Source organism: Flavobacterium sp. HJ-32-4, from assembly GCF_022532105.1.
Lineage (GTDB): Bacteria > Bacteroidota > Bacteroidia > Flavobacteriales > Flavobacteriaceae > Flavobacterium.
This window is the reverse complement of record NZ_CP092832.1, coordinates 1,236,889-1,261,768: the sequence shown is the minus strand read 5'-3', so window position 1 is coordinate 1,261,768 and position 24,880 is coordinate 1,236,889. Positions and strand designations below refer to the sequence as shown.

At 52.1% G+C, this 24,880-nt stretch carries 18 protein-coding genes, 2 tRNA genes and 1 pseudogene; 9 read left to right on the top strand and 12 right to left on the bottom strand.

Going from position 1 to position 24,880, the window contains the following annotated elements:
* Positions 1-115: 115 nt before the first annotated feature.
* Complete coding sequence (locus MKO97_RS05095) at positions 116-1,633, bottom strand: GH3 auxin-responsive promoter family protein (RefSeq protein WP_241104986.1); 1,518 nt, start codon at positions 1,631-1,633, stop codon at positions 116-118.
* 100 nt (positions 1,634-1,733) lie between these two features.
* Between MKO97_RS05095 and MKO97_RS05090 the strand changes: the two genes are divergently transcribed.
* A complete protein-coding gene (locus tag MKO97_RS05090; RefSeq protein ID WP_241105503.1) occupies positions 1,734-2,528 on the top strand; it encodes a DUF2797 domain-containing protein in 795 nt (264 codons plus the stop codon).
* 26 nt (positions 2,529-2,554) lie between these two features.
* Here the strand turns inward: MKO97_RS05090 and MKO97_RS05085 are convergent, their stop codons facing one another.
* On the bottom strand, positions 2,555-5,170 hold the full coding sequence (locus MKO97_RS05085; RefSeq protein ID WP_241104985.1) for an AsmA-like C-terminal region-containing protein: 2,616 nt from the start codon (positions 5,168-5,170) through the stop codon (positions 2,555-2,557).
* A gap of 181 nt (positions 5,171-5,351) precedes the next feature.
* Between MKO97_RS05085 and MKO97_RS05080 the strand changes: the two genes are divergently transcribed.
* Positions 5,352-6,029 carry an OmpW family protein gene (locus MKO97_RS05080; protein WP_241104984.1) on the top strand — a complete coding sequence of 226 codons (678 nt, stop codon included), beginning with the start codon at positions 5,352-5,354 and terminating at the stop codon, positions 6,027-6,029.
* A 318-nt stretch (positions 6,030-6,347) separates the two neighbouring features.
* On the opposite strand, the gene sppA is transcribed toward MKO97_RS05080, so the two are convergent.
* Positions 6,348-8,111 (bottom strand): signal peptide peptidase SppA, encoded by a 1,764-nt coding sequence (gene sppA / locus MKO97_RS05075; RefSeq protein ID WP_241104983.1) that lies wholly within the window; start codon positions 8,109-8,111, stop codon positions 6,348-6,350.
* A gap of 112 nt (positions 8,112-8,223) precedes the next feature.
* Here sppA and folK point away from each other — a divergent pair, with 112 nt between their 5' ends.
* Positions 8,224-9,360, top strand: a complete 1,137-nt coding sequence (folK, locus tag MKO97_RS05070) for a 2-amino-4-hydroxy-6-hydroxymethyldihydropteridine diphosphokinase (RefSeq protein WP_241104982.1) — start codon at positions 8,224-8,226, stop codon at positions 9,358-9,360.
* Here the strand turns inward: folK and MKO97_RS05065 are convergent.
* The 3 genes and pseudogenes from MKO97_RS05065 to MKO97_RS05055 all read right to left on the bottom strand — a co-directional run bounded on the left by MKO97_RS05065 (position 9,344) and on the right by MKO97_RS05055 (position 12,492).
* The gene (locus tag MKO97_RS05065; RefSeq protein WP_241104981.1) at positions 9,344-11,404 is read right to left on the bottom strand and encodes a T9SS type B sorting domain-containing protein; all 2,061 of its coding nucleotides are present in this window, start codon (positions 11,402-11,404) and stop codon (positions 9,344-9,346) included. The genes folK and MKO97_RS05065 overlap by 17 nt on opposite strands.
* Positions 11,401-11,938 (bottom strand): annotated as a pseudogene (locus tag MKO97_RS05060) (TrmH family RNA methyltransferase). The gene MKO97_RS05065 and the pseudogene MKO97_RS05060 overlap by 4 nt, the downstream one beginning before the upstream one ends.
* A 56-nt stretch (positions 11,939-11,994) precedes the next feature.
* Positions 11,995-12,492: a DUF1573 domain-containing protein gene (locus MKO97_RS05055; protein WP_241104980.1), complete on the bottom strand. Its 498-nt coding sequence runs from the start codon at positions 12,490-12,492 to the stop codon at positions 11,995-11,997.
* A 156-nt stretch (positions 12,493-12,648) separates the two neighbouring features.
* Between MKO97_RS05055 and mutS the strand changes: the two genes are divergently transcribed.
* The 4 genes from mutS to MKO97_RS05035 all read left to right on the top strand — a co-directional run bounded on the left by mutS (position 12,649) and on the right by MKO97_RS05035 (position 15,968).
* Positions 12,649-15,255 carry a DNA mismatch repair protein MutS gene (gene mutS / locus MKO97_RS05050; protein ID WP_241104979.1) on the top strand — a complete coding sequence of 869 codons (2,607 nt, stop codon included), beginning with the start codon at positions 12,649-12,651 and terminating at the stop codon, positions 15,253-15,255.
* 149 nt (positions 15,256-15,404) lie between these two features.
* Positions 15,405-15,477 (top strand) — tRNA-Gly (locus tag MKO97_RS05045).
* Between the two features lie 16 nt (positions 15,478-15,493).
* Positions 15,494-15,579, top strand: a tRNA-Leu gene (locus MKO97_RS05040).
* Between the two features lie 41 nt (positions 15,580-15,620).
* Positions 15,621-15,968 (top strand): DUF1508 domain-containing protein, encoded by a 348-nt coding sequence (locus MKO97_RS05035; RefSeq protein WP_241104978.1) that lies wholly within the window; start codon positions 15,621-15,623, stop codon positions 15,966-15,968.
* Between the two features lie 55 nt (positions 15,969-16,023).
* Here MKO97_RS05035 and MKO97_RS05030 read toward each other — a convergent pair whose 3' ends face one another.
* The 4 genes from MKO97_RS05030 to MKO97_RS05015 form a co-directional block, all read right to left on the bottom strand.
* Positions 16,024-16,287 carry a hypothetical protein gene (locus MKO97_RS05030; RefSeq protein ID WP_241104977.1) on the bottom strand — a complete coding sequence of 88 codons (264 nt, stop codon included), beginning with the start codon at positions 16,285-16,287 and terminating at the stop codon, positions 16,024-16,026.
* A gap of 162 nt (positions 16,288-16,449) precedes the next feature.
* Positions 16,450-18,585: a S46 family peptidase gene (locus MKO97_RS05025; protein WP_241104976.1), complete on the bottom strand. Its 2,136-nt coding sequence runs from the start codon at positions 18,583-18,585 to the stop codon at positions 16,450-16,452.
* Entirely contained in the window at positions 18,582-19,040 is a 459-nt protein-coding gene (locus MKO97_RS05020; protein WP_241104975.1) for a GNAT family N-acetyltransferase, read from the bottom strand. Before MKO97_RS05020 ends, MKO97_RS05025 begins: the two co-directional genes overlap by 4 nt.
* The gene (locus MKO97_RS05015; protein WP_241104974.1) at positions 19,037-20,266 is read right to left on the bottom strand and encodes a 3-deoxy-D-manno-octulosonic acid transferase; all 1,230 of its coding nucleotides are present in this window, start codon (positions 20,264-20,266) and stop codon (positions 19,037-19,039) included. Before MKO97_RS05015 ends, MKO97_RS05020 begins: the two co-directional genes overlap by 4 nt.
* A 119-nt stretch (positions 20,267-20,385) precedes the next feature.
* On the opposite strand from MKO97_RS05015, the gene MKO97_RS05010 reads away from it, so the two are divergent.
* A complete protein-coding gene (locus MKO97_RS05010) occupies positions 20,386-21,513 on the top strand; it encodes a DegT/DnrJ/EryC1/StrS aminotransferase family protein (protein ID WP_241104973.1) in 1,128 nt (375 codons plus the stop codon).
* A 118-nt stretch (positions 21,514-21,631) separates the two neighbouring features.
* Positions 21,632-22,642 (top strand): UDP-glucose 4-epimerase GalE, encoded by a 1,011-nt coding sequence (galE, locus tag MKO97_RS05005; RefSeq protein WP_241104972.1) that lies wholly within the window; start codon positions 21,632-21,634, stop codon positions 22,640-22,642.
* A gap of 95 nt (positions 22,643-22,737) precedes the next feature.
* Here galE and fabD read toward each other — a convergent pair whose 3' ends face one another.
* Positions 22,738-23,610, bottom strand: coding sequence for an ACP S-malonyltransferase (gene fabD / locus MKO97_RS05000; protein WP_241104971.1), 873 nt, complete (start codon positions 23,608-23,610; stop codon positions 22,738-22,740).
* 42 nt (positions 23,611-23,652) lie between these two features.
* The gene (purT, locus tag MKO97_RS04995; protein ID WP_241104970.1) at positions 23,653-24,819 is read right to left on the bottom strand and encodes a formate-dependent phosphoribosylglycinamide formyltransferase; all 1,167 of its coding nucleotides are present in this window, start codon (positions 24,817-24,819) and stop codon (positions 23,653-23,655) included.
* Positions 24,820-24,880 lie beyond the last annotated feature (61 nt).

Genomic DNA, 24,880 nt, shown 5'->3' with positions numbered 1-24,880 from the left:
TAGCGTTTGCGACAACTCCATGACTGACAGCCGCACGATGTCAAAACGCCCAGGGCAAAACCGATGATAAGTAGCTTTTTCATTTTTTGTAAGGAGGGAAGCAAAGTCCGTGCCACTAGTTTCGGCACATTTCTTTGAGTTCGTCCATATAATGCCGTTGGTTCGACAGACGCGGAATCTTATGTTGTCCACCCAGTTTGTCCTGTCGCTTCAGCCAGTGATAGAACAAATTCTCGGGCGCCACATTCACCACCGGCGGATTCAGGGTCATGTTATTGAGGCGTTTCGCTTCGTAATCGGAGTTGAGGGATTTCAACGTCGTATCCAACACTTCCTGGAAGGCCGACAGGTTTTCCGGATGGCGACGGAACTCGATCATCCATTCATGCGCCCCTTTTTCTTTCCCTTCCATAAAAACCGGCGCTACGGTATAATCCACTACTTCCGCCTGTGTGATCTCGCACGCACGGGCCACGGCCTGGTCAGCATTCTCAATGATAAGTTCTTCGCCGAAGACATTGATATGATGCTTCGTACGCCCGGTTACCCGGATGCGATATGGGTCAATTGACGTAAAGCGGACGGTATCGCCGATTTGGTAACGCCACAATCCGGAATTCGTCGTGATGACGATGGCGTAGTTCACATCCGGCTCGACCTCCCACAAGGGCACCACTTTTTGATGGGCGGTTCCGTAGGTATCCATCGGGATGAATTCATAGAAAATGCCATAATCGAGCATCAACAAAAGGTCCGGCGAATTGTTCCGGTCCTGGATGGCGAAGAAACCTTCCGACGCATTGTAGATTTCGTAGTATTGGAAATCGGCCTTCGGAAACAGCTTCCGGTATTGGTCGCGATACGGATCGAAACTCACACCGCCGTGGAAATACACCTCAACGTTCGGCCAGATCTCGGTGATGTCTTTCTTCCCGGTTTCGGCCAGCACTTTGTTGAGCAACACCATCATCCACGACGGAACCCCGGCAAAACTGGTAACATTCTCCTGAAGCGTTTCCTGTATGATCGCATCGAGCTTGATTTCCCAATCGCCCAAAAGTGACGTCCGGTTGCTCGGTGTACTCGAAAACTCGGCCCAAAAGGGCATGTTCTCGATCAGGATGGCGGACAGATCGCCGAAATACGTATTATTCTGTTCATACACCTGCTTACTTCCTCCCAATCGAAGGCTTTTGCCTGTGAACAGTTGCGAATCTTCGTTGTTGTTCAGGTAAAGGCACAGAAGGTCTTTGCCTGCTTTATAATGACAGTTCTCCAACGCCTCGAAGCTTACCGGAATAAACTTCGATTGGGCGTTCGTCGTACCACTCGATTTCGCAAACCATTTGATGGGCGAACTCCAAAACAGGTTCTGCTCGCCCCGGCGCGTGCGTTCGATCATCCCCTCAAGGTCTTCGTAGGTCGCGATGGGAATGCGGTCGGCAAAAGTGCGGTAACTGCGGATGCTGTCGAAACCATACGTCTTCCCTACCGTGGTCGTATCGGCCTGACGGAGAAGGCTCATCAACAATTCTTCCTGCACCTCATGCGGATATTTGAGGAAGAGTTCCATTTGGTGGACCCGCTTCTTCAGGATCCAGGCGGCAACCGAATTGACGAGCGGAAAAGGCATATGGTTTGGGTTGGTGGTCTAGGCCATGATGGCTAACTTTACCAAAAATATGAAAATTCCGGCTTTATCCATGCCGGATCCTATTAAACACGCCCATTACATGCTTTACGAAGGTACACTGGCCAAGATGCAGACCGAATACGGGAAGCCGATTCAATATTACCTGGTGTTCGAAAACAGTTTCCTGAACCTCAACCAACAGATCGGGAAACCGTTGGAAGTGGTGTTGAAAGGCTACCAATGCCTCAACTGCTCCAAACAGAAAAAGATCTTCCGACAGGGCTTTTGCTACGACTGCTTTTACGGCAGTCCGGCCGCCGGCGACTGGATCATGCGCCCCGAACTGAGCACGGCCCACCTGGGTATCGCCGACCGCGACCTCGACTATGAGACCAAAGTGCAGGTGCAGCCACACGTGGTATACCTTGCCTGCTCAAGTGAACTCAAAGTGGGCGTCACCCGCAAAACACAGGTCCCCACCCGCTGGATCGACCAGGGTGCGGAGAAAGCGATTGTGATAGTCGAAGTGCCAAATCGCTATCTGGCAGGCATCACCGAAGTCGCCCTCAAAGCGCATTTCTCGGATAAGATCAATTGGCGGAAAATGCTCACCAACGCCGTCTCCCATTTTGATCTACCCTCCGAGCGGATCAAACTGCACAACCTATTACCGGACGAGGTGCAGGAATTTTTCTTCCCCGAAAAAATCGATGTGTTCGAAATGGAATATCCGGTCGCGCGCTACCCGTCGTCGATCTCAAGCCTCAGTCTGGATAAGACAACGTCGTTCTCGGGCATCCTCGCCGGAATAAAAGGGCAGTACCTGCTTTTTGAAGACGGCACCGTATTCAACGTGCGGGCCTTCGAAGGCTACCGCGTGGCCATCACCGTATAAAAAACCCCGCTGATGCGGGGTTCTCTTTATTCTTTCTTTTCTTCTTTTTTCTTCTTGTTGAACAGGCCGTTCAGCAGTTCCTTGCCTTTTTCCTTGGCCTTCTCAGCCGCGGTTTCCTTCGCGTTTTGTGTGGCCGACTTGGTAGTATCTTTCGTTGTCGTGCCACCGGTCTGCGACTTGATCAGGTTGCCCAGGGCATTGGTGGCCTGTTGCGTGTATTTGTCTTTCTGCTGCTTCACCAATTGGGTCACGAGGCTCGTGGTGGCTTGTTTAAGGTCAGTGCTCACTTTCGGACTCGAAAAACTACCGGTTAGATTGGCATTGATCGGAACATTGTCGAGCTTGGCAGCATCGGCGGGTGCCAGTTTCGTCAGCAGGTTATTGACCTCGGTGCCCAGGTATTTCGCGGGTACATCGAGTTTGACATTATAGTTCATCGCCTGGTCAAAACCGTGGGTACCCCCGATGGTCGCACCGATGTCCTTATACTTAAGGTTGAATGGCTTGACGGTGACCTTGCCATTCTCAAACGCCAATTGGGCCTTCAGGTCGTTTAAGTTGAGTTTCGAGATGTCGATGAATTTGAGGTTCCCCGAAAGGGCGCTCAGCAATTTGGAGTTCTTTTCGTTCACGGTCGTCGACAACAATTGCCCCAACAGGTCGCCGGAAAGTGTCTTCAGGTCAGGCGCCATCGTTTTGGGGTCGAGCTTTCCTTTGACGTTTATCGTCGAATTCAATTTGCCGTTGATGACACCCGCAATGGGCGCAATGTTCCGCAACATATCGAGTTGGGTAAACGACTGCTGGATGTCGATTTTGTTCAATGACAGGTCCATATCAAACGTCGGGACTTTCTCTTTGGTCGACACACCGCCGCTGGCTGTGATGAGTCCATCGAAAATAGACGTCCGCACATCCGACAGCGTCGCCGTTTGGTCGCGCACCGTCACTTTACCCGTCACGTTCTTCAAGGTGAGATTATCATACAATACGGTTCCGATTTTGGCATTCAGCGTACAGTCGAGGTTCGACGGAATTTTCATCGCCCCGCTCGGTGCCGCGCCTTCTTTGGCCGGTGCATCCGCCGACATAAAATCGCTGACCGCAAACTGGTTCGATGACAGGTTGAAATTGCCTTTCAGCACCTGGTTCTTGAATACGAAGCCGTAAAAGTTGTCAAGGGTGCCGTTCACGCTCAGGTCGGTGCGTCCGGTCGTGGCATCAAATCGCTTCAGGCTGACACGGCTCGGATCGAACGAAACCGACGCCTGGCTGATCTTCAGCGCCTTGCCGTTGTCATCTACATATTGGAAACCCGACAGGTCGATGGTTCCCTGGTTGCGGATGTTCTGGTATTGGCTCGTTTCGACCGATTTCATATCGAAATTCGTCTCGACATTGGCTTTGAGGATACCGGAAAGCGGTTTGCTCAGCTTCACCGGATACGCCCGTGTAAGGTTGCCCAGGTTGACCGTACCATTCAACTTCGCGGCTACCAGCGGATTTTCGGCTACGTTCCGGATGGTAGCGCTCGCATTGAACACGTCCTGGTCGATACGAAAGGCCAGTTTCTGGAGGTTGACATAGGTATCGTTCATGATACCGGTGTCGTTGATAATCTGGGTGTTGATCTGGATGTCCTGCACTGATTTGGGCAAATCCGGATATTGGAACGACGCGTTATCCGACGCCATCTCTATGTTGAACTTCGGCACTGTGGTATCCGTAAGTTTTCCTTTGGCAAATCCTTTTACCGAGAAACTGCCGGTTGTCTTGACATTGGCCAGGCTGCCCGAATAGGCCGACGGAATCAACCCGAGGAAGTTCTGGAAGTCGGATGTTGGGGTACTGAACGTAAGGTCATACGCCTGTCCGTCGTCGAGTAATTGCAGCGATCCGTTGAACCGCAGTGGTAACTTGTTGATGAGCGCCTTGTTGTCTTTGAACGTATAGGTTTGTTTGTCAAGATCGATTCCCAAAACTGCATCAAGCGACAGGGCGACGTTGCGCATATAATTGACGTTGTCCATATCCAGCGACAGGCGCGCTTTCGTTTTCGTCACCAAATCGAGTTTCGAAGCCGCGAAATCACCCGTTCCCTGGTGGTCGAGACTGTCGATGACCATGTTGATCTTCGACCGTGCGTCGTAATACCGGAAACGGAAATTGCGCACTTCATATTCTTTCACCTTCAGCGACAACGGATCGCTTTTCTTGCCGTCCTCTTCTTTTTGGTCTTTCAAGGCGATGTCGAAATTCCCTATGCCATCCTTATTAAACAGGATGTTGATGATTCCGTTTTCCGACGTAAACGAATCAACCTGCATCGGTTCCTCCTTCCCTTTAAATAACTCCCTAAGCGACATCACGAGATTGACTTCTCCAAACGACACCAGTGTGTCACCTTCGAACGGCGCTTTGTTGATGACCAATAATGAGTCGACACGCACACTGGCCTGCGGGAAATTCCGGAACAGGCTCAGGTCGGCATCGGCAAACGACACCTTCGCATCGACATTTTTATTGATGGTCTCGGCAATCTTGGCTTTTATCTGGCCCTGGAAAACATAAGGCGCAATGAACAGGATGAGGAGCAAAACGAGAAACGAGATACCGGTCCACTTCAGGATTTTTTTCAACATAACCACAGGGTTTAGGATGGATGCGAACAAATGTAAGGTTTTGCCTTTTTTTCGGTGATAATGTTTTGCTAAGATTTGGAGCAAAAAAGTGTCAAAAACAAACTTTCCGCCCTATGATTATTATCATACCCGAAGCGATTCTTCAGGGGTACTTTTGAACTGTAATTCAAAACGAAAACACATGAAATCGCTAAAAATCTGCGTCTTTGCCCTTCTGGTCGGTTTACCGTTTGCAGCTGTTGCACAGGACACCAAGAACGAAGACAGTTTCAAACATTGGCAAGTGCGCCTCCGCGGCGTGGCCGTTGTGCCGGATGAAAGCGCCTCGATTGGGGCCATTGGGGGTGATGTCGACATCTCGACGGCCTTCATACCTGAACTCGACTTCACGTATTTCTTCACGCCCAACTGGTCGGCGGAACTCATCCTGGGCACGGCCAAACACGATGTCAAAACCGTGAAATCAGACTTGTCTCCCATCGGCGGTGGCACAGCCGATGTCGACCTCGGCAGTGTATGGTTGCTGCCTCCGACCCTGACGGCACAATACCATTTCAATGTCGACAAGCCCTTCCGTCCGTATCTCGGTGCCGGTGTGAACTACACCATTTTCTATGGGGCCGATGAAGGCAGCGTAGTGAAGGATGTCAGCTACTCAAACGCACTGGGCTTCGCGTTCCAGGCAGGCTTCGACTACATGATCAACGACAAGTTCTTCGTGAACGCAGACGTCAAAAAGATCTTTCTCAATACGGACGTGACGGTTGACGCCTCTAACCTGGCCGCCGGACTGTCTATTCCAGCCGACGTCGATATCAACCCGTGGCTCTTTGGTTTCGGCGTCGGAATGAAATTTTGATGTGGTTTTTCAAAATGGGAACGGCCTCTGGAAAGGGGCCGTTTTCTTTTGTAGTTATTTCCGTCATTGCCCTCTTCTTCATTAAACGGGGGGCCTGACGACTTTTTCGGTCATTGATAACGGGTCGTAAAAACTGGATACTGCCTGGATACTGCCTGGATACTCCCTAGATAAAGCGTATATAAAGCGTATATGGTGACAAATTCATACCCGGTCAAAGGCATTAAGTCAATCCATCCACAATCCAACATCAAAATCGTAACTGGGGATCAGGGACAAAGAAAAAAGACTGCCCTTTTTCAGAGCAGCCTTTCGTTTTTAGTTCAGGCGGATGTCGTACGGCAATCGGGCCTGTACGCCTTTCTGGCCCATCGCTTCCCGCCACTGTTGCAGGATGCGGTAGTTCGCTTCGCCTAACTCTTCCTTCATAATGCTCTCGCGCGTGCTGGCAAACGGCATGAGTTCTGCCAATACATCGCCCAGTTCTTTCTTATACTCCGGGAAATTCATCGTCCGGTATTTCGTGATCTTCGCCCGTTTGGCTGCTTCTGCCAGCGCCGCATCAAGTCCGCCGATTTTATCGACCAACCCAATTCGAAGGGCGTCTTTTCCTGACCAAACCCGCCCCTGCCCGATTGAATCGACCTGGGCCGGCGTCATGTGGCGTCCTTTGGCTACACGACCTACGAAGGTGCTGTAGATATACTCGACGCTTTCGGTAAGTGTTTTACGTGTGGTGTCGTCAAGCGGACGAAACGGACTGTACGTAGCCGCATTGACATTGGTACTGACGGTTTCCGCATGGATGCCCATCTTGTCGCTGAGTCCCTTGACGTTCGGCAATACGCCAAACACACCGATGGAACCGGTGATGGTACCTTCTTCCGCAAAAATCTGGTCGGCCCCGCAGGAAATATAATACCCGCCGGAGGCCGCGAGGTTCCCCATCGACACGATAACCGGCTTTTTCTTTTTCGTCAGTTCGATCTCCCTCCAGATCAGGTCAGACGTAAGGGCGCTTCCACCCGGACTATCGACGCGCAATACCACCGCCTTGATGCGTTTGTTCTCGCGTGCCTCTTTCAGGGCACGGCGCATCGAACCCTCGCCAATATAGGTCACGTCGCCTTCACCCGATTTGATCTCACCCTGCGCATAAATGACAGCGATGCGGTCACTGCCCAGGCCTTCATCCGGAGTGGTAGCCACATTCTTTGCATAATCGGCGATTTTGACGCTGTTGTAGTTTTTGTCTTTTTCCACCTTCAATGCCTTACGAATGGCATCGTGGTATTGGTCTTCATACGCAACGCGATCGACCAGCTTCTGGTTTTTTGCCATCTCGGGCGTACGGGCGAGGAGTCCGTCGGCAATAGCATTCAACTGGGAAACCGGAATATGGCGGCTTTTAGAGATATCGTTCAGGATACCAGACCAAATCCCACCCAAAAGTGCGGTGAGTTGCTCGCGGTTGGCGTCGCTCATTTTGTTTTCAAGGAAGGGCTCTACGGCCGATTTGTATTTACCGTGACGGATGACTTCCATACGGATGCCCGACTTCTCCTGAAGGTCTTTGAAGAACATCAGTTCGGTAGACAGTCCACGGAAATCCATCTCGCCGACCGGGTTCAGGTAGACGGTGTCGGCAACAGAACCGATGTAGTATTCTTTTTGGGAATACGCATTGCTATACGACAAAACGAACTTCTTCGATTTGCGGAAATCGGCCAGCGCGTCGCGAAGGGCCTTGGCCTGGGCGATCCCGAGGTCGGAGGTGTTGTTGAGGATGGAAATCCCTTTTATCTGGTCGTCTTCTCCTGCTGCCCGGATGGCTTTTACCACATCCATCACCCCCACACGGCTCTTCCCCGACAGTGATTCTACCCAGGGGTCAGAGTACTTGCCGGCGTAGTCATTGGAGATATCGGCCAGATCCAGTTCGATGACCGAATCGTCCTTCACTTCAGTCGACTCTTTCCCGCCACCGGCCACAGCCGCCACGAGCAGGAACATGAAAAAAGAAAGTACAGAAAAAACGAAAAGCCCCACAATCGTGGCTAAAACATTTGACAGAAACTTCATAGTACGTTTAGTTTTACGATAAGTCTTTCACAGACAGGCAGCGTTACATCCGCACGTCTGGAACTGCAAATATAGCTTTATTATACGCCCGAATTTGATTACTTTGCGCCCCATGAACCTGCAACACCGCGTCATCCTGTCGCTGGGCAGCAATGAAGGCGACCGGCTTGCGTCGCTTGATTCCGCCATCGCCCGGATTCATGCCGAGATCGGGACCGTCATTCGGGTTTCAGGCGTATACGAGTCGCCTGCGTGGGGCTTCGAAGGCGGTGATTTCTTAAATGTTGCCATCCTAGTGCATACCCTCAAGAAACCATCGGTCGTGCTGAAAAGTGTGTTAGGGATCGAAAAGAAAGCAGGACGCATCCGGACGGGCACCTACTCATCACGACCCATCGATATTGACATCCTTACCTGGGATGATGAAGTGATGGATACCCCGCAACTGTCGGTTCCGCATCCGCGGATGGCGACCCGTGATTTTGTGTTGTTTCCACTACGCGACATCCTGCCGGATTTTGTGCATCCTGTTTCAGGGGCAACGGTTGATGACCTTATCAGAGCACTTCCGGAATCCCATTGTCGCCATGTCGGAACGCCACAGTTACCCGGAAACGGATTCCCATTCGGCAACTTCAGTTATATCGCGATCGAAGGGAACATCGGGGCCGGAAAAACCACCCTTACCACCCGCATCGCCGAGGATTTCAATGCCAAAACCGTGCTGGAGCGTTTTGCCGACAACCCCTTCCTGCCGAAGTTTTATAAAGACCAGCCGCGGTATGCCTTCCCTTTGGAAATGTCGTTTCTGGCCGATCGCTACCAGCAGTTATCGGATGACATTGCGCAGTTCGACCTCTTCCGCGACTTCATCGTATCGGATTACCACGTCTTCAAATCGCTGATTTTCGCCAAGGTGACACTGGCAGAGGACGAGTACCGCCTTTACCGAAAACTGTTCGATATTATTTACCGGGAAATGCCGCGACCTGATCTTTACGTATACTTATACCAGGACACCGAACGGTTGCTGGCCAACATCCGGAAAAGAGGCCGTGCCTATGAGCAGGAAATTCCGGCCGAATACCTCGAAAAGATCAACAAAGGTTACCTCGATTTTATTAAGTCGCAGCAGGGAATGAACATCCTCGTCATCGATGTTTCGAAACTCGATTTTGTCAAAAACCAGAAGGACTATCTTTTTATCCTAGACGAAATCCGGAAAAAAGTACTTAGCGCAACAAGCTGAAATGTCCGCGGATATCGGCGGTGGTGGGATCGAGTTTAAGAACGAACCAGTAGTCTCCCGCGGGTGCAGGTCTTCCGTTATACGTTCCGTCCCAATTGCGGTTCGCGCCTGAGAGCGTCGTTATCAGCTTCCCGTAGCGATCAAAAACCGATAACTGGAATCCTGGGTATTTGAGTCCACCCCGAATAGACCAATAATCGTTTCGTCCGTCGCCATTTGGAGTGAAATACGGCGGGATCATTCCTATTACGAATTCCTTCTTGTCGTTTCCGCATTGGTTCTTCTCCCGCACATAGGCGGTGTACAATCCGGATTCGGGTAGCTGGAGTACGGGCGAATCGGAAAAGGTCGTCCCATCCAATGAATATTCAAAGTCACCGGGCTGCGCCATCACCACCGTCGCCGTAAGGCCATCCAGGACAATCTCTGAAATCACCGGCGGCACAAACTCGGTTACCGTAAACGTCGCCACTGCGCTGCAACCTTCAGGCTGTGGCGTAGTGACCGTTACGGAATATACGCCCCCTTCGGTGACGTTGATCGTACGTGTCGTCTCGTTTGTAGGTGACCACTGGTAGCTCACATTCGACACGCCCGCATCGAGCACGAGCGTATCGCCGGGACAAATGGTAAACGTATCGTCTGCTACCACCGGTTTTTGGTACACCGGCAGGGTCACCGAAACCCGTGTGGGCGAGATACAGCCGTCATTGTCGGCTTCGAGGTAATAGGTCGTCGTTTGGGTAAGGGCAGGTGTGGTAAAATAGGGTCCGTTACCCACAAGGGTGCCACCGGTCGGCGCATCGTACCAACGAATGAAACCGACATTGCTGCTGGCTTCGAGTTGCACCGGATCACCACAGGAGCGGCCTGGATCCAAAACGGTAACTTGCGGCACCTGCAATACGGTGAGGGTAACCGGCGTGCGGGTAGCGCCGGGACAGGTTCCGTTGAACGGATCGGCATAAAACTGGGTGGTAGCCGAAACAACGGGCGTTGTAAATTGTGGACCCGTTCCTAAGCGTACGCCACCGGTCGGCGCCGCAAACCATCCGATTGTGCCGTCATTGGTTTCGGCTTTTAGCAACGCACTTCCTGAGCCGCAGACCGTGGCGCCGGTAGTGTCGGAAATCGAGGGTACGTAGAGACTTGAAGTGGTGGATATCTGCAACACCGGATCGCCCGGCATTCCACCATATTCCACAATATATCCTTTTGGCTGGTAATTGCCGCTCACGTCCCCCGTGTTGGAAAGGTCGTTCCATGAGCCCGGTACGCCCACACCGGGTGCTGTAATGTGTGCATAATCCTCGTCACCGAGATTGTTGGGTTCGCCGTTGTTCCAGAAGAAGAAACCCGTAGCCGGGCCGTTGTCCCAGAACACAGTTCCCGCTTCAGGGCCGGTCATCCACTTCCAGAGCCCTTCCTGGCCCGAGTCGCTTCCACCAATCCAGCCCGCGCCCGACGATTGTTCGCCGCAGAGTTGCGCTTCATCTGCCGAGAGGATCGTAGCGAGATAGCCCTGCAACCCATAATACGTGCTGGCGGCAGCGGCGGTAAGGGCGGATGACCAGGTAATGCCCAGGTTGGGAACGTATTGGTAATAATGTTGTGTAGACGGAAGGTAATTTGCCTGTCCTACTGTGATGGAAAACACGCGGGTGCCCGAGACATTGGCGGCGGAGTTGGTAAAGACCACATCCTCGATGGCCGCGATGAAGTCGGTATACGATACAGGCGTGCCTGCCGGGTTCTTCAAGGTAAGTTTCCCCGCAAGCGGATCCCATGAGGGTACGATCCCCGGGTGGGTTCCGGTAAGCGACAGCACGTCCTGTCCTTGCACATATCCCTGCGAAATCTGGATGTAAATCGCGTCGGTGGCGGTATCATCCGGATCGGTAATGGTCATGCTGGTGACGATGGGCAAGGCGCTGCCTGGACAATACTCCTGATTGCCCGTAGCGTGCAACACCGGTGCTACATTCTGTGCCTGAAGGAACCCATACATCAGGAGCAGTACGCCCCATCCCGCAATTTTTCTCATATACCGACTTTCCATTTAGAACAGATATCCCATACTACGACCCCCACACTGACCGCGATATTTAACGAGTGTTTAGTGCCCGATTGCGGAATTTCAAGACATTGGCCGCAGGCATTCACGGCTTCTTGTGACACACCAAACACCTCGTTGCCGAATACCAACGCATAGGTCGTATCCGGTTCTGGATGAAAGGTATCGAGCATCGTTGCGCCCTCCGCCTGCTCAACGGCGTAGGTTTTGACACCGGCCGCCTGAAGTTCCGCGAGGGTTTCCAGGATGTCCTCCCGATACTCCCACGCTACGGTTTCGGTCGCGCCGAGGGCCGTTTTGTTGATTTCCTTATTGGGTGGCGTTGCCGTAATTCCGCACAGGATGATTTTCTCAACGATAAAGGCATCGGCCGTCCGAAAAACAGATCCTACATTTAAGGCGCTTCGCACATCGTCGAGCACCAGAATAAGCGGTGTTTTTTCCCGCATGGCGGAATTCATCCGGCGACTTTCGGCCGAGTTCGTCATTTTCGAGTTTTCGCATCGTTTACAAAAAAAGCCTCCTTTCGGAAGCTTTCATTTCACACGTTGATAAACGTATTAGCTTTTTGTAGCAGGTGCAGCAGCCGGAGCTGGTTGCGCTGCGTTTGGATCAGGCTTTACGGTTCCTTTGATTGTCAACACTTTTGGTGTTTCAGAAGCATTGGTCGTAAGGGTAACGGTTTTGGTGAACGATCCTACTCTTTCCGTAGCATATTTCACACCGATTACACCTTTCGCGCCTGGAGCGATTGGGTCTTTTGGCCACGTCGGAACGGTACAGCCGCAAGAGCCTTGTGCATTTTTGATGATCAGCGGCTCGGTTCCGTTGTTAGTGAACACGAACTCGCGCTTGCCATCTGCCTTGAACTCGATTGTTCCGTAGTCGATGGTTTCGTTTTCGAAAACGATGCCAGGACCTGTAACCGCCGGTTTAGGCGCCTCTACTGTTGTATTGGCTTGTTTTTTTGTGACGGTTTTCTTGCTGGACTCCTGTGCAGAAGCCGTTGTCAGGGCAAAAACCGACAGAACGGATAAAAGAAAAATATTCTTTTTCATGTGGTGAATAATAAATTGGTTTGAGCAAATGTAGCAATATTTGCCAATGGCTGCGGGGTTTTTTTCATAAATAAATTTTAAATTTTGGCGCTAATACATACACTGTAAATTACTTAAATTCGCGGTTCCCGTACCGTCATCCAAAAAACCAACGATTTGTCAGCAAAGGAAAAAGCCGCGAAAGAAACGCCCCTGATGAAGCAGTATAACGAGATCAAGGCCAAGTATCCCGATGCCTGCCTCTTGTTTCGCGTGGGCGATTTTTACGAAACCTTTGGAGAAGATGCCATCCGGGCCTCGCGCATCCTCGGTATCATCCTGACAAAACGGGGGAACGGAAGCGAAAGTGAGACGGCACTGGCCGGGTTTCCGCATCATTCCCTGAACACCTATCTCCCCAAACTGGTAAAAGCCGGACTCCGTGTCGCCATCTGCGACCAATTGGAGGATCCCAAAATGACCAAAACAATCGTCAAGCGCGGCGTTACGGAATTGGTCACACCGGGTGTGGCGTTCAATGACGAGGTATTGCAGTCGAAATCGAACAACTTCCTGGCGTCGGTGAGTTTTGGAAAGAAACAACTCGGCGTCGCTTTTCTGGATGTCACCACCGGCGAATTCCTGACTGCACAGGGCACCCCGGACTATATCGACAAGCTCCTCCGGAATTTCAGTCCGAGCGAAATCCTCGTCCCTAAACAATGTAAATCTGCGTTTCGCGAGGCGTTTGGCGACGACCACCATCTGTTTTTCCTCGAAGATTGGGTGTACAAAGACGACTACGCGGTAGAGACCCTTACCCGGCATTTCAAGACGAATTCCCTGAAGGGTTTTGGCGTGGATGACCTTTCCGACGGCATCGTTGCCTCGGGTGCCATCCTGTATTATTTATCGGAGACGCGCCACGACCGCCTGCAACATATTTCCGCTTTACAGCGCATCGCAGAGGATGCCTATGTTTGGATGGATCGTTTCACCATCCGCAACCTCGAGCTGTATGGCAGCACCAATCCAAACGCGGTCACCCTGCTCGACGTCATCGACCGGACGCTGTCGCCTATGGGCGGACGCCTGCTGAAACGCTGGCTGGCGCTTCCTTTGAAAGACATCGTGAAAATACGGGAACGACATGCCGTGGTGCGGTATTTCAAGGAACAGCCCGACACGCTCCGGGCGTTGCAGCAACAGATCCGGCTCATTTCGGATCTGGAGCGACTGATCTCGAAATTGGCAACCGGGAAAGTGAGTCCACGGGAAGTCATCTACCTTTGTGATTCACTCGACGCTATCCTCCCTATCAAGGAAATGGCGCTGAAAAGCGGGAATGAGGCGCTTCGTTTTATGGGCGACAATTTACACGGATGCGAATTGCTGCGGGAGAAGATACGCGCTACCCTGCATCCGGACGCGCCGGTAGCCATTGCAAAAGGAAATGCCATCGCGGCGGGCGTACATCCGGACCTTGACGAACTCCGCTCGATTTCCACATCCGGCAAGGAGGTGCTCGAACGGATCGAAAGCCGGGAAGCAGAACGCACGGGCATCGCCTCGCTCAAGATTTCATTCAACAACGTATTCGGTTACTATATTGAAGTCCGGAACACGCATAAAGATAAAGTCCCAACCGAATGGATCCGCAAGCAAACCCTGGTGAATGCCGAGCGCTACATCACCGAGGAACTGAAGGAATATGAAACGAAGATACTCGGGGCGGAGGAAAAAATCCACAAACTCGAAACCGAGCTGTTCGAGCAATTAGTGCATTGGATTGCTACGTACATCAAACCCGTGCAACTCAACGCCCACCTCATCGCGCAACTCGACTGTCTGGCGTCGTTTGCCCAGTTGGCCCTTGACCAGCACTATACCGAGCCGTTGATAGACGATTCGTTCGAACTCGAAATCAAAGGAGGCCGGCACCCGGTGATCGAAAAACAACTTCCGGTCGGCACCTCGTACATCAGTAACGATGTGTTTCTTGACCGCGAGGCGCAGCAGATCATCATGATTACCGGACCGAACATGTCGGGTAAATCCGCCATACTGCGACAGACGGCGCTGATTGTGCTGTTGGCCCAGATGGGATGCTTCGTTCCGGCAGACGAGGTACGCATGGGCATGGTGGACAAAATTTTCACGCGGGTAGGTGCCTCCGACAACATCTCGATGGGCGAATCGACATTTATGGTCGAGATGAACGAAACGGCGTCGATCCTCAACAACCTCTCGGACCGTAGTCTGGTGTTGCTCGATGAAATCGGACGGGGTACCAGCACCTACGATGGCATTTCGATTGCGTGGGCCATTGCCGAATACCTGCACGAGCACCCCGGACGACCGAAAACGCTGTTTGCGACGCATTACCACGAGTTGAATGAGATGACGGATATTTTGCCGCGGATCCGCAACTTCAACGTATCGGTCAAAGAACTGAAAGACAATGTGTTGTTCTTACGGAAACTGATAGAAGGCGGCAGCGCCCACAGCTTCGGTATCCATGTGGCGCGTATGGCCGGCATGCCGCAAACGGTAGTGGCAAAGGCGCAGAAACTCCTCAAGAAACTCGAAAAGAACCATTCAGGTGACGCGCTGAACGGCATCCGGAGTGAAAAGGAAGAAATGCAATTGAGCTTCTTTAACCTTGACGATCCGCTGTTGGAGGAGATTCGTGATGAGATTGTGAATCTTGATATCAATACCCTAACGCCGGTTGAAGCGTTGATGAAACTGAACGAGATTCGCCGGATGCTGGTGAAGAAATAAGAAAGAAACCAAGCCTGGTATTGGCTTTGGTTTGAGCGAGAATGACTTACAAATCAATCGTGCATTTTTTAGCAAAAAACCTTGCACTATCCGATTTTAGTATTAAATTTGCCTCCGCAATCACAGGGTTGCACGTTCTTTTACATCATGCGAAAATAGCTCAGTTGGTAGAGCGCCACCTTGCCAAGGTGGAGGTCGCGGGTTCGAATCCCGTTTTTCGCTCAAATTCTACCTATTTGCTCGAGTGGTGGAATCGGTAGACACGCTGGACTTAAAATCCAGTGGACAGCAATGTCCGTGTGGGTTCAAGTCCCACCTTGAGTACAGCACAAGCCCCAACTACTGGGGCTTTTTTTATTTCTGATATGGGCGCGTTTGTCATTAGCACCAAACTAAACGGAGACTACAAATTCGAATTTACGTCGCGGAAAGGAAAAGTGATCCTGAGTAGCCTCGGATACGAATCGAAAGAGGCGTGCGAAGCGGGTATTGCGCGGCTGGCGCAGCAGTTGGAGCAAACCCAATTTGAAACGGCGAAGGCGGCCGGCGGAAAGTTCCTATTTCGCATTGTGCTCGACGGCGAGGTCCTGGCAACAAGCCGTAAGTTCACTACTGAGTTGCTTTTACAAAAAGCCTGCGACGAAGTACGCAAGACGGCGCCACTTGCCGAAACGCTCGACTTTTCAAACACCTCCCTTCTTTTCCCTGGGTAAAGCCCAAAAAAAAAGCCCCGCAATGCGGAGCTTTGTTTTTATTAGCGGGTGCTAATTACTTCTTAGCAGCTTCAGCAGGAGCAGCAGTAGTATCAGCAGCAGCAGCTGTAGTGTCAGCAGCAGGAGCAGCTGTAGTGTCAGCAGGAGCCTCAGGAGCTACAGCAGTAGTGTCAGCAGCAGCTTCAGTGTTTTCAGCTTCTTTCTTGCAAGAAACAACAGTCAGAGCAGCGATAGCGATAACGCTCAAAATTACTTTTTTCATCTTACTTAAATATAAAAGGTTAATTATTAATTCGTGGCAAAGATAAAAATTTTTCAATTCGTTAAAATTATTTTTTCAACTTTTTTCGAAACCTCTATCGTTCGTCCGAGCACCAGGTAACAAACACCGTGCCAAATTCGTCTTAATGGGGATTTTTTTTAACTTCCCTATAACAGTTCTTCGGGAAATACATCCAACCCACTCATTATCAATATCTTTTTATTTTGGATGCACCAACTTCATTTCATCAATTAAATTTTTTGCTCCCGCAAATTTATCGATGATGAAGAGCACATAGCGGATATCCACCATGATATTCCGGCAAATAGAGGGGTCATAATACACATCACTCATCGTGCCTTCCCAAACCCGGTCAAAGTTCAGTCCAATCAGGTTACCACGGGCGTCGACGGCCGGACTTCCGGAGTTTCCGCCGGTGGTGTGGTTCGTGCCTATAAAGGCAACAGGCATCTTCCCTTTCACTCCATACGGACCGTAGTCTTTGCGTTCGTATAACTCAAGTAGCTTCTTCGGCACATCAAACTCATAATCCCCCGGAATATACTTTTCGATGACGCCATCCAAATAGGTCATCGCGCCATAGGAAACGGCATCCCTCGGCTCATACCCTTTGACTTTCCCATACGTGACGCGGAGGGTGCTGTTGGCATCCGGGAAGAGTTTCCTCCCTTCGTTCATTTCGATCTGCGCCTTCATATAGGTGCGCTGCAGGCCGATGATCCGCAGGTTGATTTCCTCATATTTAGGCGCTACCTGCTTCACATAACTATCCGCCATTTTCGCCAGGACGGCGAATGCAGGGTCAGCATGCAGTTTTTCCAACACTTCTTTCGACGTACCCTCCAACAGTTTCTTGGCTCCGTCAAAGCTCGTCAATTGCGAACGCGAATAGACATCCGCTACCAGGTCATTTGCATTTACGTTCTCCATTCCGGCCGGAAGAAAGGCCTTTGGATATTTGGTCAGGTACAATTGCATCAACTGCGCGGCTACGTTCCGGTCTACTTCCGGATTGAAATCTTTATAGAATTCACCCAGTCCGGTCGTCAACTCGGTGCGTCGCGCCTCAAAGGCCGCTTCACCCTTGGTGTTCAGCAACTGCTCAAGCTGGTACATCTTATAGGCCACACTCAGCAATTCGGTATTGCGAAGCGCGATTTCCGTAAAGTAATCCCGCGCCAATGCATACGGTGCAAATTCCGCATAATTCTTGGCAAGATCCGGCAGCAGGTTGCCATATTCCGCCTGTTTGCCTTTCTCTGTCAAACGCTGGGTAAACGCCGCCTCCTGTTGCTGCTTCTTTTTTACGGCATCCGACTTCTTAAGTCCGAGCACCTCGCCCTGCCATTTCTTCCAATAGTTGGCAATCGACGCGTACTTCGCCGCATACTGTATCTTGATGGCGTTGTCTTTTCGCATGAACCCATCGACTACTTTCAATGCCTTGTCGCGCACTTCGATCTTGGCTGGATCTAGGTCGTTTACGATCTGGGCGACTGCTACGGAAGGGAGGTACTCGGTGGTGCGCCCCGGATAACCGAGCACCATGGTGAAATCGCCCTCTTTCACACCGTCCATCGATACCGGCAGGTAGTGTTTGGGGGTATACGGAACATTATCCGCCGAATAGTCCGCCGGATGGTTGTCTTTTCCTGCATAAATCCGGAACAGCGAAAAATCGCCTGTATGCCGCGGCCACACCCAGTTATCGGTGTCGGATCCGAACTTCCCAATCGATGAAGGCGGCGTGCCGACCAACCGGATGTCGCGGAAGGTCTCGGTTACGAAGAGGATGTATTGGTTGCCATCGTAAAACGTGCGGATCTTGTTTTCCTGCCACGCTTCCTTAGGGAAACTCTTGGTCGTAGCCGCGATGTTCTCCTGGATTTTCTTCTGCTTATCCGCCTCACTCAATCCGGCGGTACCGTCCAGCACCTGCGCAGTGACATCTTCGATTTTTACTACGAACATCACGACCATGCCGGGGTTCGGCAACTCGTCTTCCATTTTATACGCCCAAAAGCCATCGGTGAGGTAATCGTGGTCGACCGTCGAGTGCGACTGGATTGCGTCGAAACCGCAGTGGTGGTTGGTGAGCAGCAGTCCCTTTGGAGAAATCACCTCCGACGTACAGCCTCCATCAAATTGGGGCACCGCGTCTTTGAGGCTGGAACGATTGACGTCATAAATGTCTTTGACCGACATTTTCATGCCGAGCGATTTCATTTCCTTTTCGTTGAAACCGTCAAGCAATGACGGAATCCACATGCCACCCTGTTGGGCGCTGACGGAAACGGTAACAAAAAGCAGTAATAAACGAAACAGTACTTTCATGAGGAAGGAGTATTAATAGGGAAGCGCATCGAGGCGCGTTTGTGTTCAAGGAAACCGGCGTTCCGATAGAGGCGTATGGCCACTTCATTATGGGGTTCGACTTCGAGGTAGAGCGTGCGGAGCCCGAGGTCGACGGCCACCTCCTGCGCGAAGGCAATTGCGGCTTTTCCGATTCCGTGTCCGCGGAAAACATCCTTTATATACAGCTCATCCACGATGCCCACGGTACCGCCGTATTCAAAGCTGAAAATGAACGTTAACACCAGATATCCTGCGGTGATTCCGTTATATGACACGAGCCACGCGCGCCCGGCATCCGGTTTTTCGACGAACTGTGCCCACAATTTTGTGGAATGGGCCGTGTCGATCGGGTAGCCATCGATGGCATAAAAATCGACCATCATCCGAACCACATCCGGTATGTCTGTTTTTTGTATGGGACGGAAGGTAATCATGTGAAATAGGTCATAATTCGGTCAACGGCGTGGCGGTTCATCTGCACGAACGTCTGCGCGATGTGCCCCTTGTCCGCGCGGATGGAACTATCGGTAATCAGCGTGTCGAACGCCAAAGCCAGCGACGGGGCATCTTCAATAACGGCGCAGGCCCCCATCTCTACAAGTGCCGTCGCCTCAGCGAAATGTGCGTAATTCGGTCCGTGCACGATCGGCACGCCAAAGGTCGCCGGCTCCAGCAGGTTGTGCACCCCGGGGTTTCCGAAACCGCCACCCACATACGCAATATCGGCATAGCTGTATATTTTGGTCAAGATGCCGATGGTATCCACGATGAAGACGGAAAAATCGGAGAGTGTTTTCCCTTCTTTCTCCGAAAACAGCACCGTCGGTTTTTGCAGAGAGGCCCGCAATTTCGCCACCTGCTCCGGCTTGATGTTGTGTGGCGCGATGATGAACCGCACGTCATGCCCCGAGGCGTTTATATAATACGCCAACAAGGCTTCGTCTTTCGGCCACGAACTCCCGACCACGATCGCGGTTTTTCCGTCAAGGAACGCTTCCATAAAATCAAGTCGGTTATCCTTTTCGAGTATCGCTGCCACACGGTCGAAACGGGTGTCACCCGAGACGGTTACGTTTCGTTTGCCGATTGACTCCAGCAATTCTTTTGCACGCGAATGCTGCACGAAGAAATGGGTAAACGCATCCAGCGCGCGCCGATAGAAGCCGCCGTACCATTTGAAAAACACCTGATTGTCCCTAAAAATGCCCGAAATAAGATAGGTTGGGGTTCCGCGTTTGCGAAGGGCGGCGAGGTAGTTCGGCCAAAACTCATATTTGATGAAAAACACCTGCTCGGGACGCACGATGTCGAGGAAGCGCTTTACGTTTCGTTTTGTGTCGAGCGGAAGGTAAACCGTCACGTCGGCTACCGTGTTGTTTTTCCGCACTTCATAACCCGATGGCGAGAAAAAGGTGAGCACGAATGCGTGGTTCGGAAACCGTTCTTTCATACGCTCCATCACCGGAAGTCCTTGTTCGTATTCGCCCAGTGACGCCGCGTGGAACCAGATCGTAGGTCGTTGGGAGGAAAGTGCCGCCTCCAGACGCGAAAAAGTTTGCCTGCGCCCGTCGACGAACAACCGCATCTTGCGACTGAACAACGCCACCACCGGCAGAAGGGCGGCAACGGTATGCATCAACACGTTATAAAGGAAAAACATCGACGGAATTTGTGCCGCTAAAATACGGCTCTTTTGCAGATATCGCATTGGCATCAGGCGGCAAATCGCTATTTTTGTGGCGCTTTCGCGGATGCATCCGCAACCTAAAACCTACTTCGATGAGAAAATTGCAAATGGTCGACCTCAAAACGCAGTACGACCACATAAAAGCGGATGTCGATGCCGCGATCCAACAAGTACTCGACACGACGACCTACATCAACGGACCCCTTGTGCAAGAGTTCCAGAAGAACCTTGAACACTACCTGGGCGTGAAGCACGTCATCCCGTGCGCCAACGGAACCGATGCCCTTCAGATCGCGATGATGGGCCTCGGCCTGCAACCGGGTGACGAGGTCATTACGGCCGACTTCACCTTCGCCGCTACCGTTGAAGTGATTGCCCTGTTGCAATTGACGCCGGTTTTGGTGGATGTAGAGGAAGACTCGATGAACATTTCCATCGACGCCATCCGGAAAGCGATTACGCCGAAAACGAAGGCCATCGTGCCAGTACACCTTTTCGGTCGTGCTGCCAACATCGAAGCGATTATGGACCTGGCTGCCGAACACAACCTGTTCGTAATCGAAGACAACGCGCAGGCGATTGGGGCGATGTGTACCTACAAAGGACAAAAATTCCGGGCGGGTGCTATCGGACACGTAGCCGCTACGTCGTTCTTCCCTTCCAAGAACCTCGGTTGCTACGGCGACGGTGGAGCCATCTTCACCAACGATGATGCCCTCGCCCATGCCATCCGCGGCATCGCGAACCACGGCATGTATGTGCGCTATCACCATGATGTGGTGGGCGTCAATTCGCGCCTCGACAGCATCCAGGCTGGCGTACTCAACGTAAAACTTCCCAAACTCGACGCCTACAACGCCGCACGACGGAAAGCGGCGGCGGCATATAACAAGGCCTTTGCCGGACATCCGAAAATCGTGACACCGGCGTTTGACGAAAACGGCGACGACCACGTATTCCACCAATACACCCTTCGGATCATCGACGCTGACCGCGATGCGCTGATGCAGCATCTGGTGGAAAAAGGTATTCCGTGTGCGATCTACTACCCGATTCCGCTTCATAGCCAGAAAGCCTATGCCGATGCGCGTTATAAGGAAGAAGATTTCCCGGTGACGAACCAGTTGGTAAAAGAAGTGATTTCACTTCCGATGCACACCGAAATCGACGATGAGCAGATGGCCTATATCACCTCAACCGTGATTGCGTTTCTGGGATAATGACACCGAAGGAAACAACTGGTAGGGAAAAAGGCCCGCTGATCAAACAGCTGCTTATCTTCGTGGTGGTTTTCGCGGTGGCCTTTCTGGTGACGCGTTACCTACTTAAGCACTGATTATGGGTATTTTAGTTACTGGCGGCTTGGGCTTTATCGGCTCACATACCGTTGTTGCCTTACAGGAAAAAGGATTCGACGTTATCATTGTCGACAATCTTTCGAATTCGTCGGAAACCGTGCTGGACGGCATCCAAAGCATCACCGGACGCCGGCCTGTGTTCGAACAACTCGACCTGCGCGACAAAGCCGCGGTAAAAGCCTTGTTTGAAAGACACGACATCTCAGGTATCATCCATTTTGCGGCGTCGAAAGCCGTGGGTGAAAGCGTTGAAAAGCCCTTGTTGTATTACGAAAACAACGTCGGAGCCCTGGTTTATCTTTTACAGGAACTGACTCAAAAAGAAACCGCGCCCTTTATCTTCAGCTCATCCTGCACCGTTTACGGACAGGCGACCCGAATGCCGATAACGGAAGATGCGCCAGTGCAACCCGCCTTGTCTCCGTATGGCAACACCAAGCAAATCGGCGAAGAAATCATCCGCGATACGGCCAAAGCAACCCATTTGAACGCCATCCTCCTGCGCTATTTCAACCCGATAGGCGCGCATCCGTCGGCCGCGATAGGCGAATTGCCCTTGGGCGTGCCCCAAAACCTCGTGCCCTTCATTACGCAAACCGCGATGGGACTTCGGGCGGAGTTGTCGGTTTTTGGCAACGATTACCCTACTTCGGACGGCACATGCGTAAGGGACTACATTCATGTCGTCGACTTGGCCGAAGCCCACGTCACCGCACTGCAACGGTTGTTGGAAAAACACAACACCGAAAAGGTGGAGGTTTTCAATTTAGGCACGGGAAAAGGAAGTTCGGTGCTGGAAGTCATCCAATCATTCGAAACCGTTTCCGGAAAAAAACTTCCTTACAAGATCGTACCCCGTCGGGAAGGCGATGTCACCGAAGCTTACGCCGATACCTCGAAAGCCCGCGACGTGCTGGGCTGGACGGCCCGCCATTCGCTTGACGAAGCTATTGCGTCGGCGTGGCAGTGGGAGCAGAAAGTCCGGAGTTAAGAAGGCGCCAGAATACCCTTCTCCTCTTCCCTCTTTCCTCTCTTCCCTCACCTCTCTCTCCAAAAAAAAAACCGCCTCTCTCGAGACGGTTCCTTTTACGCGTTGGCGGTTGCCACGGTGTTGTCTATTTTCCCGATGAGTCCGGTGAGCACCTTACCCGGTCCGACCTCCGTGAAGAGCGTCGCGCCGTCGGCCACCATTTGTTGCACCGACTGCGTCCACCGCACCGGCGCCGTCAATTGGACGATCAGGTTTTTCTTGATTTCGTTTGGGTCTGATACCGCACTTGCCGTTACATTCTGGTAGACCGGACAAGAGGGTGTATGGAATGTCGTTGCTTCGATGGCAGCGGCCAGTTCTTCCCGCGCCGGTTCCATCATAGGTGAGTGGAACGCACCGCCTACCGGAAGCAACAGGGCCCGTTTGGCTCCTGCGGCCTTCAACGCTTCACAGGCTTTCTCGACCGCCGTCGTTTCGCCCGAAATAACGAGCTGACCGGGGCAGTTATAGTTGGCTGCGACTACTACGCCGTCAATCGACGCGCAAACATCCTCAACGGTTTTATCGTCGAGTCCGAGCACAGCGGCCATGGTGGAGGGCGTAATTTCACAGGCTTTTTGCATGGCCATCGCCCGCTTGGAGACCAAAAGGAGGGCATCTTCGAAAGAAAGCGTACCGTTGGCCACGAGCGCCGAGAATTCGCCCAGCGAGTGACCGGCTACCATATCGGGTTGGAAATCGCCGAGTGTTTTGGCGAGGATAACCGAATGCAGGAAGACGGCCGGCTGGGTCACCTTTGTTTCCTTGAGTTGCTCGGCCGTGCCTTCGAACATGATATCGGTGATGCGGAAGCCGAGGATATCGTTGGCTTTCTCGAAAAGTTCACGGGCAAGTGGCGAGGTTTCGTATAGTTCCTTTCCCATTCCGGTGAACTGGGCACCCTGGCCCGGAAATACATATGCTTTCATGTGGGTTGCTGTTGGTTCAGCCGCAAAAGTACGGATTCCCGCTTAATCTCCGATGACCGTCACGAGTGCCGCGGCAGCCTTGGCTTTTTCGATGACCTCTTCTACCGGCGTATCCAGGGTGTCGGAAACCAACGCCACGCCCATCCGGCGATAGGGCCGTGTGGTGGGTTTGCCGAAAATCCGGAAGTCGGTTTTGGGAAGGGCCGCAATGGCTTCGATGCCTTTGTATTCGGGTTTTTCGGAATGCCCGGAGGCCAGGATTACCGCACTTGCGCCTACTTTCTCGAGTGCGATACCGGCGATCGGAAGCCCCAGGATGGCGCGCAGGTGCAATTCAAATTCGGAAAAATTCTGGGTACCGGCCAGTGTTACCATGCCCGTGTCGTGGGGTCGTGGTGACAGTTCGGAGAAATATACTCCGTCATCGGCCAGGAAGAACTCGACACCAAACAAACCGGCGCCGCCAAGGGCTTCGGTTACTTTTTCGGCCATATCCTGTGCGACGTATAAATCTTTGTCGGAAACCAGCGCGGGCTGCCAGCTTTCCTGGTAATCGCCCCGCTCCTGCCGGTGGCCGATCGGCGCACAGAACAGCGTCGGGCCGTTTTTCTGGGTGACGGTCAACAGGGTAATTTCTGAGTTGAACTTCACGAATGCCTCGACGATTACTTCAACGACATCGCCACGCGAACCTTCGACGGCGTATTGCCAGGCTTTTTCGATGTCATCGGCGGATTTTATAGTCGATTGTCCTTTTCCGGAGGAAGACATCAAAGGCTTTACCACGCAGGGAATACCGACTTCCGCCACCGCCTCCTGCAATTCGGTTGCCGAGGTGGCGTAGCGATAGGAAGCCGTCTTGAGTCCGAGTTCTTTGGCGGCCAGGTCGCGGATCGCTTTGCGGTTCATGGTGAAATTCGCCGCTTTCGCGGAAGGCACAACCGTGATGCCCTGGGCTTCATAGTCATAAAACCGTTCGGTACGGATGGCCTCGATTTCGGGGACGATATAATCAGGTTGGTGTTTGGCGACGATGCGATCAAGTTCGGCCCCGTCGAGCATATTGATTACCTCGTAGGCATGTGCGACCTGCATAGCCGGCGCGTTCTCGTAACTGTCGACCGCAATGACATATTGCCCGATCCGCTGGGCGGCGATGACGAATTCTTTGCCCAGTTCGCCCGAGCCGAGGAGTAGAATCTTCTTCATGTGGTGTTGTGTGTTTTAAAGGTCAAATACCCACCGCTATTTCCGGCGCCGAAGCTACCGC

Excerpts from the sequence above, each read along its gene's own strand:
- MKO97_RS05010 (WP_241104973.1), top strand. The coding sequence starts at position 20,386 with ATGAGAAAATTGCAAATGGTCGACCTCAAAACGCAGTACGACCACATA.
- MKO97_RS05080 (WP_241104984.1), top strand. The coding sequence starts at position 5,352 with ATGAAATCGCTAAAAATCTGCGTCTTTGCCCTTCTGGTCGGTTTACCG.
- galE (WP_241104972.1), top strand. The coding sequence starts at position 21,632 with ATGGGTATTTTAGTTACTGGCGGCTTGGGCTTTATCGGCTCACATACC.
- fabD (WP_241104971.1), bottom strand. The coding sequence starts at position 23,610 with ATGAAAGCATATGTATTTCCGGGCCAGGGTGCCCAGTTCACCGGAATG.
- MKO97_RS05090 (WP_241105503.1), top strand. The coding sequence starts at position 1,734 with ATGCTTTACGAAGGTACACTGGCCAAGATGCAGACCGAATACGGGAAG.
- MKO97_RS05015 (WP_241104974.1), bottom strand. The coding sequence starts at position 20,266 with ATGTTTTTCCTTTATAACGTGTTGATGCATACCGTTGCCGCCCTTCTG.
- folK (WP_241104982.1), top strand. The coding sequence starts at position 8,224 with ATGAACCTGCAACACCGCGTCATCCTGTCGCTGGGCAGCAATGAAGGC.
- MKO97_RS05025 (WP_241104976.1), bottom strand. The coding sequence starts at position 18,585 with ATGAAAGTACTGTTTCGTTTATTACTGCTTTTTGTTACCGTTTCCGTC.
- purT (WP_241104970.1), bottom strand. The coding sequence starts at position 24,819 with ATGAAGAAGATTCTACTCCTCGGCTCGGGCGAACTGGGCAAAGAATTC.
- sppA (WP_241104983.1), bottom strand. The coding sequence starts at position 8,111 with ATGAAGTTTCTGTCAAATGTTTTAGCCACGATTGTGGGGCTTTTCGTT.
- MKO97_RS05095 (WP_241104986.1), bottom strand. The coding sequence starts at position 1,633 with ATGCCTTTTCCGCTCGTCAATTCGGTTGCCGCCTGGATCCTGAAGAAG.
- MKO97_RS05020 (WP_241104975.1), bottom strand. The coding sequence starts at position 19,040 with ATGATTACCTTCCGTCCCATACAAAAAACAGACATACCGGATGTGGTT.
- MKO97_RS05055 (WP_241104980.1), bottom strand. The coding sequence starts at position 12,492 with ATGAAAAAGAATATTTTTCTTTTATCCGTTCTGTCGGTTTTTGCCCTG.
- MKO97_RS05065 (WP_241104981.1), bottom strand. The coding sequence starts at position 11,404 with ATGAGAAAAATTGCGGGATGGGGCGTACTGCTCCTGATGTATGGGTTC.
- MKO97_RS05085 (WP_241104985.1), bottom strand. The coding sequence starts at position 5,170 with ATGTTGAAAAAAATCCTGAAGTGGACCGGTATCTCGTTTCTCGTTTTG.
- MKO97_RS05035 (WP_241104978.1), top strand. The coding sequence starts at position 15,621 with ATGGGCGCGTTTGTCATTAGCACCAAACTAAACGGAGACTACAAATTC.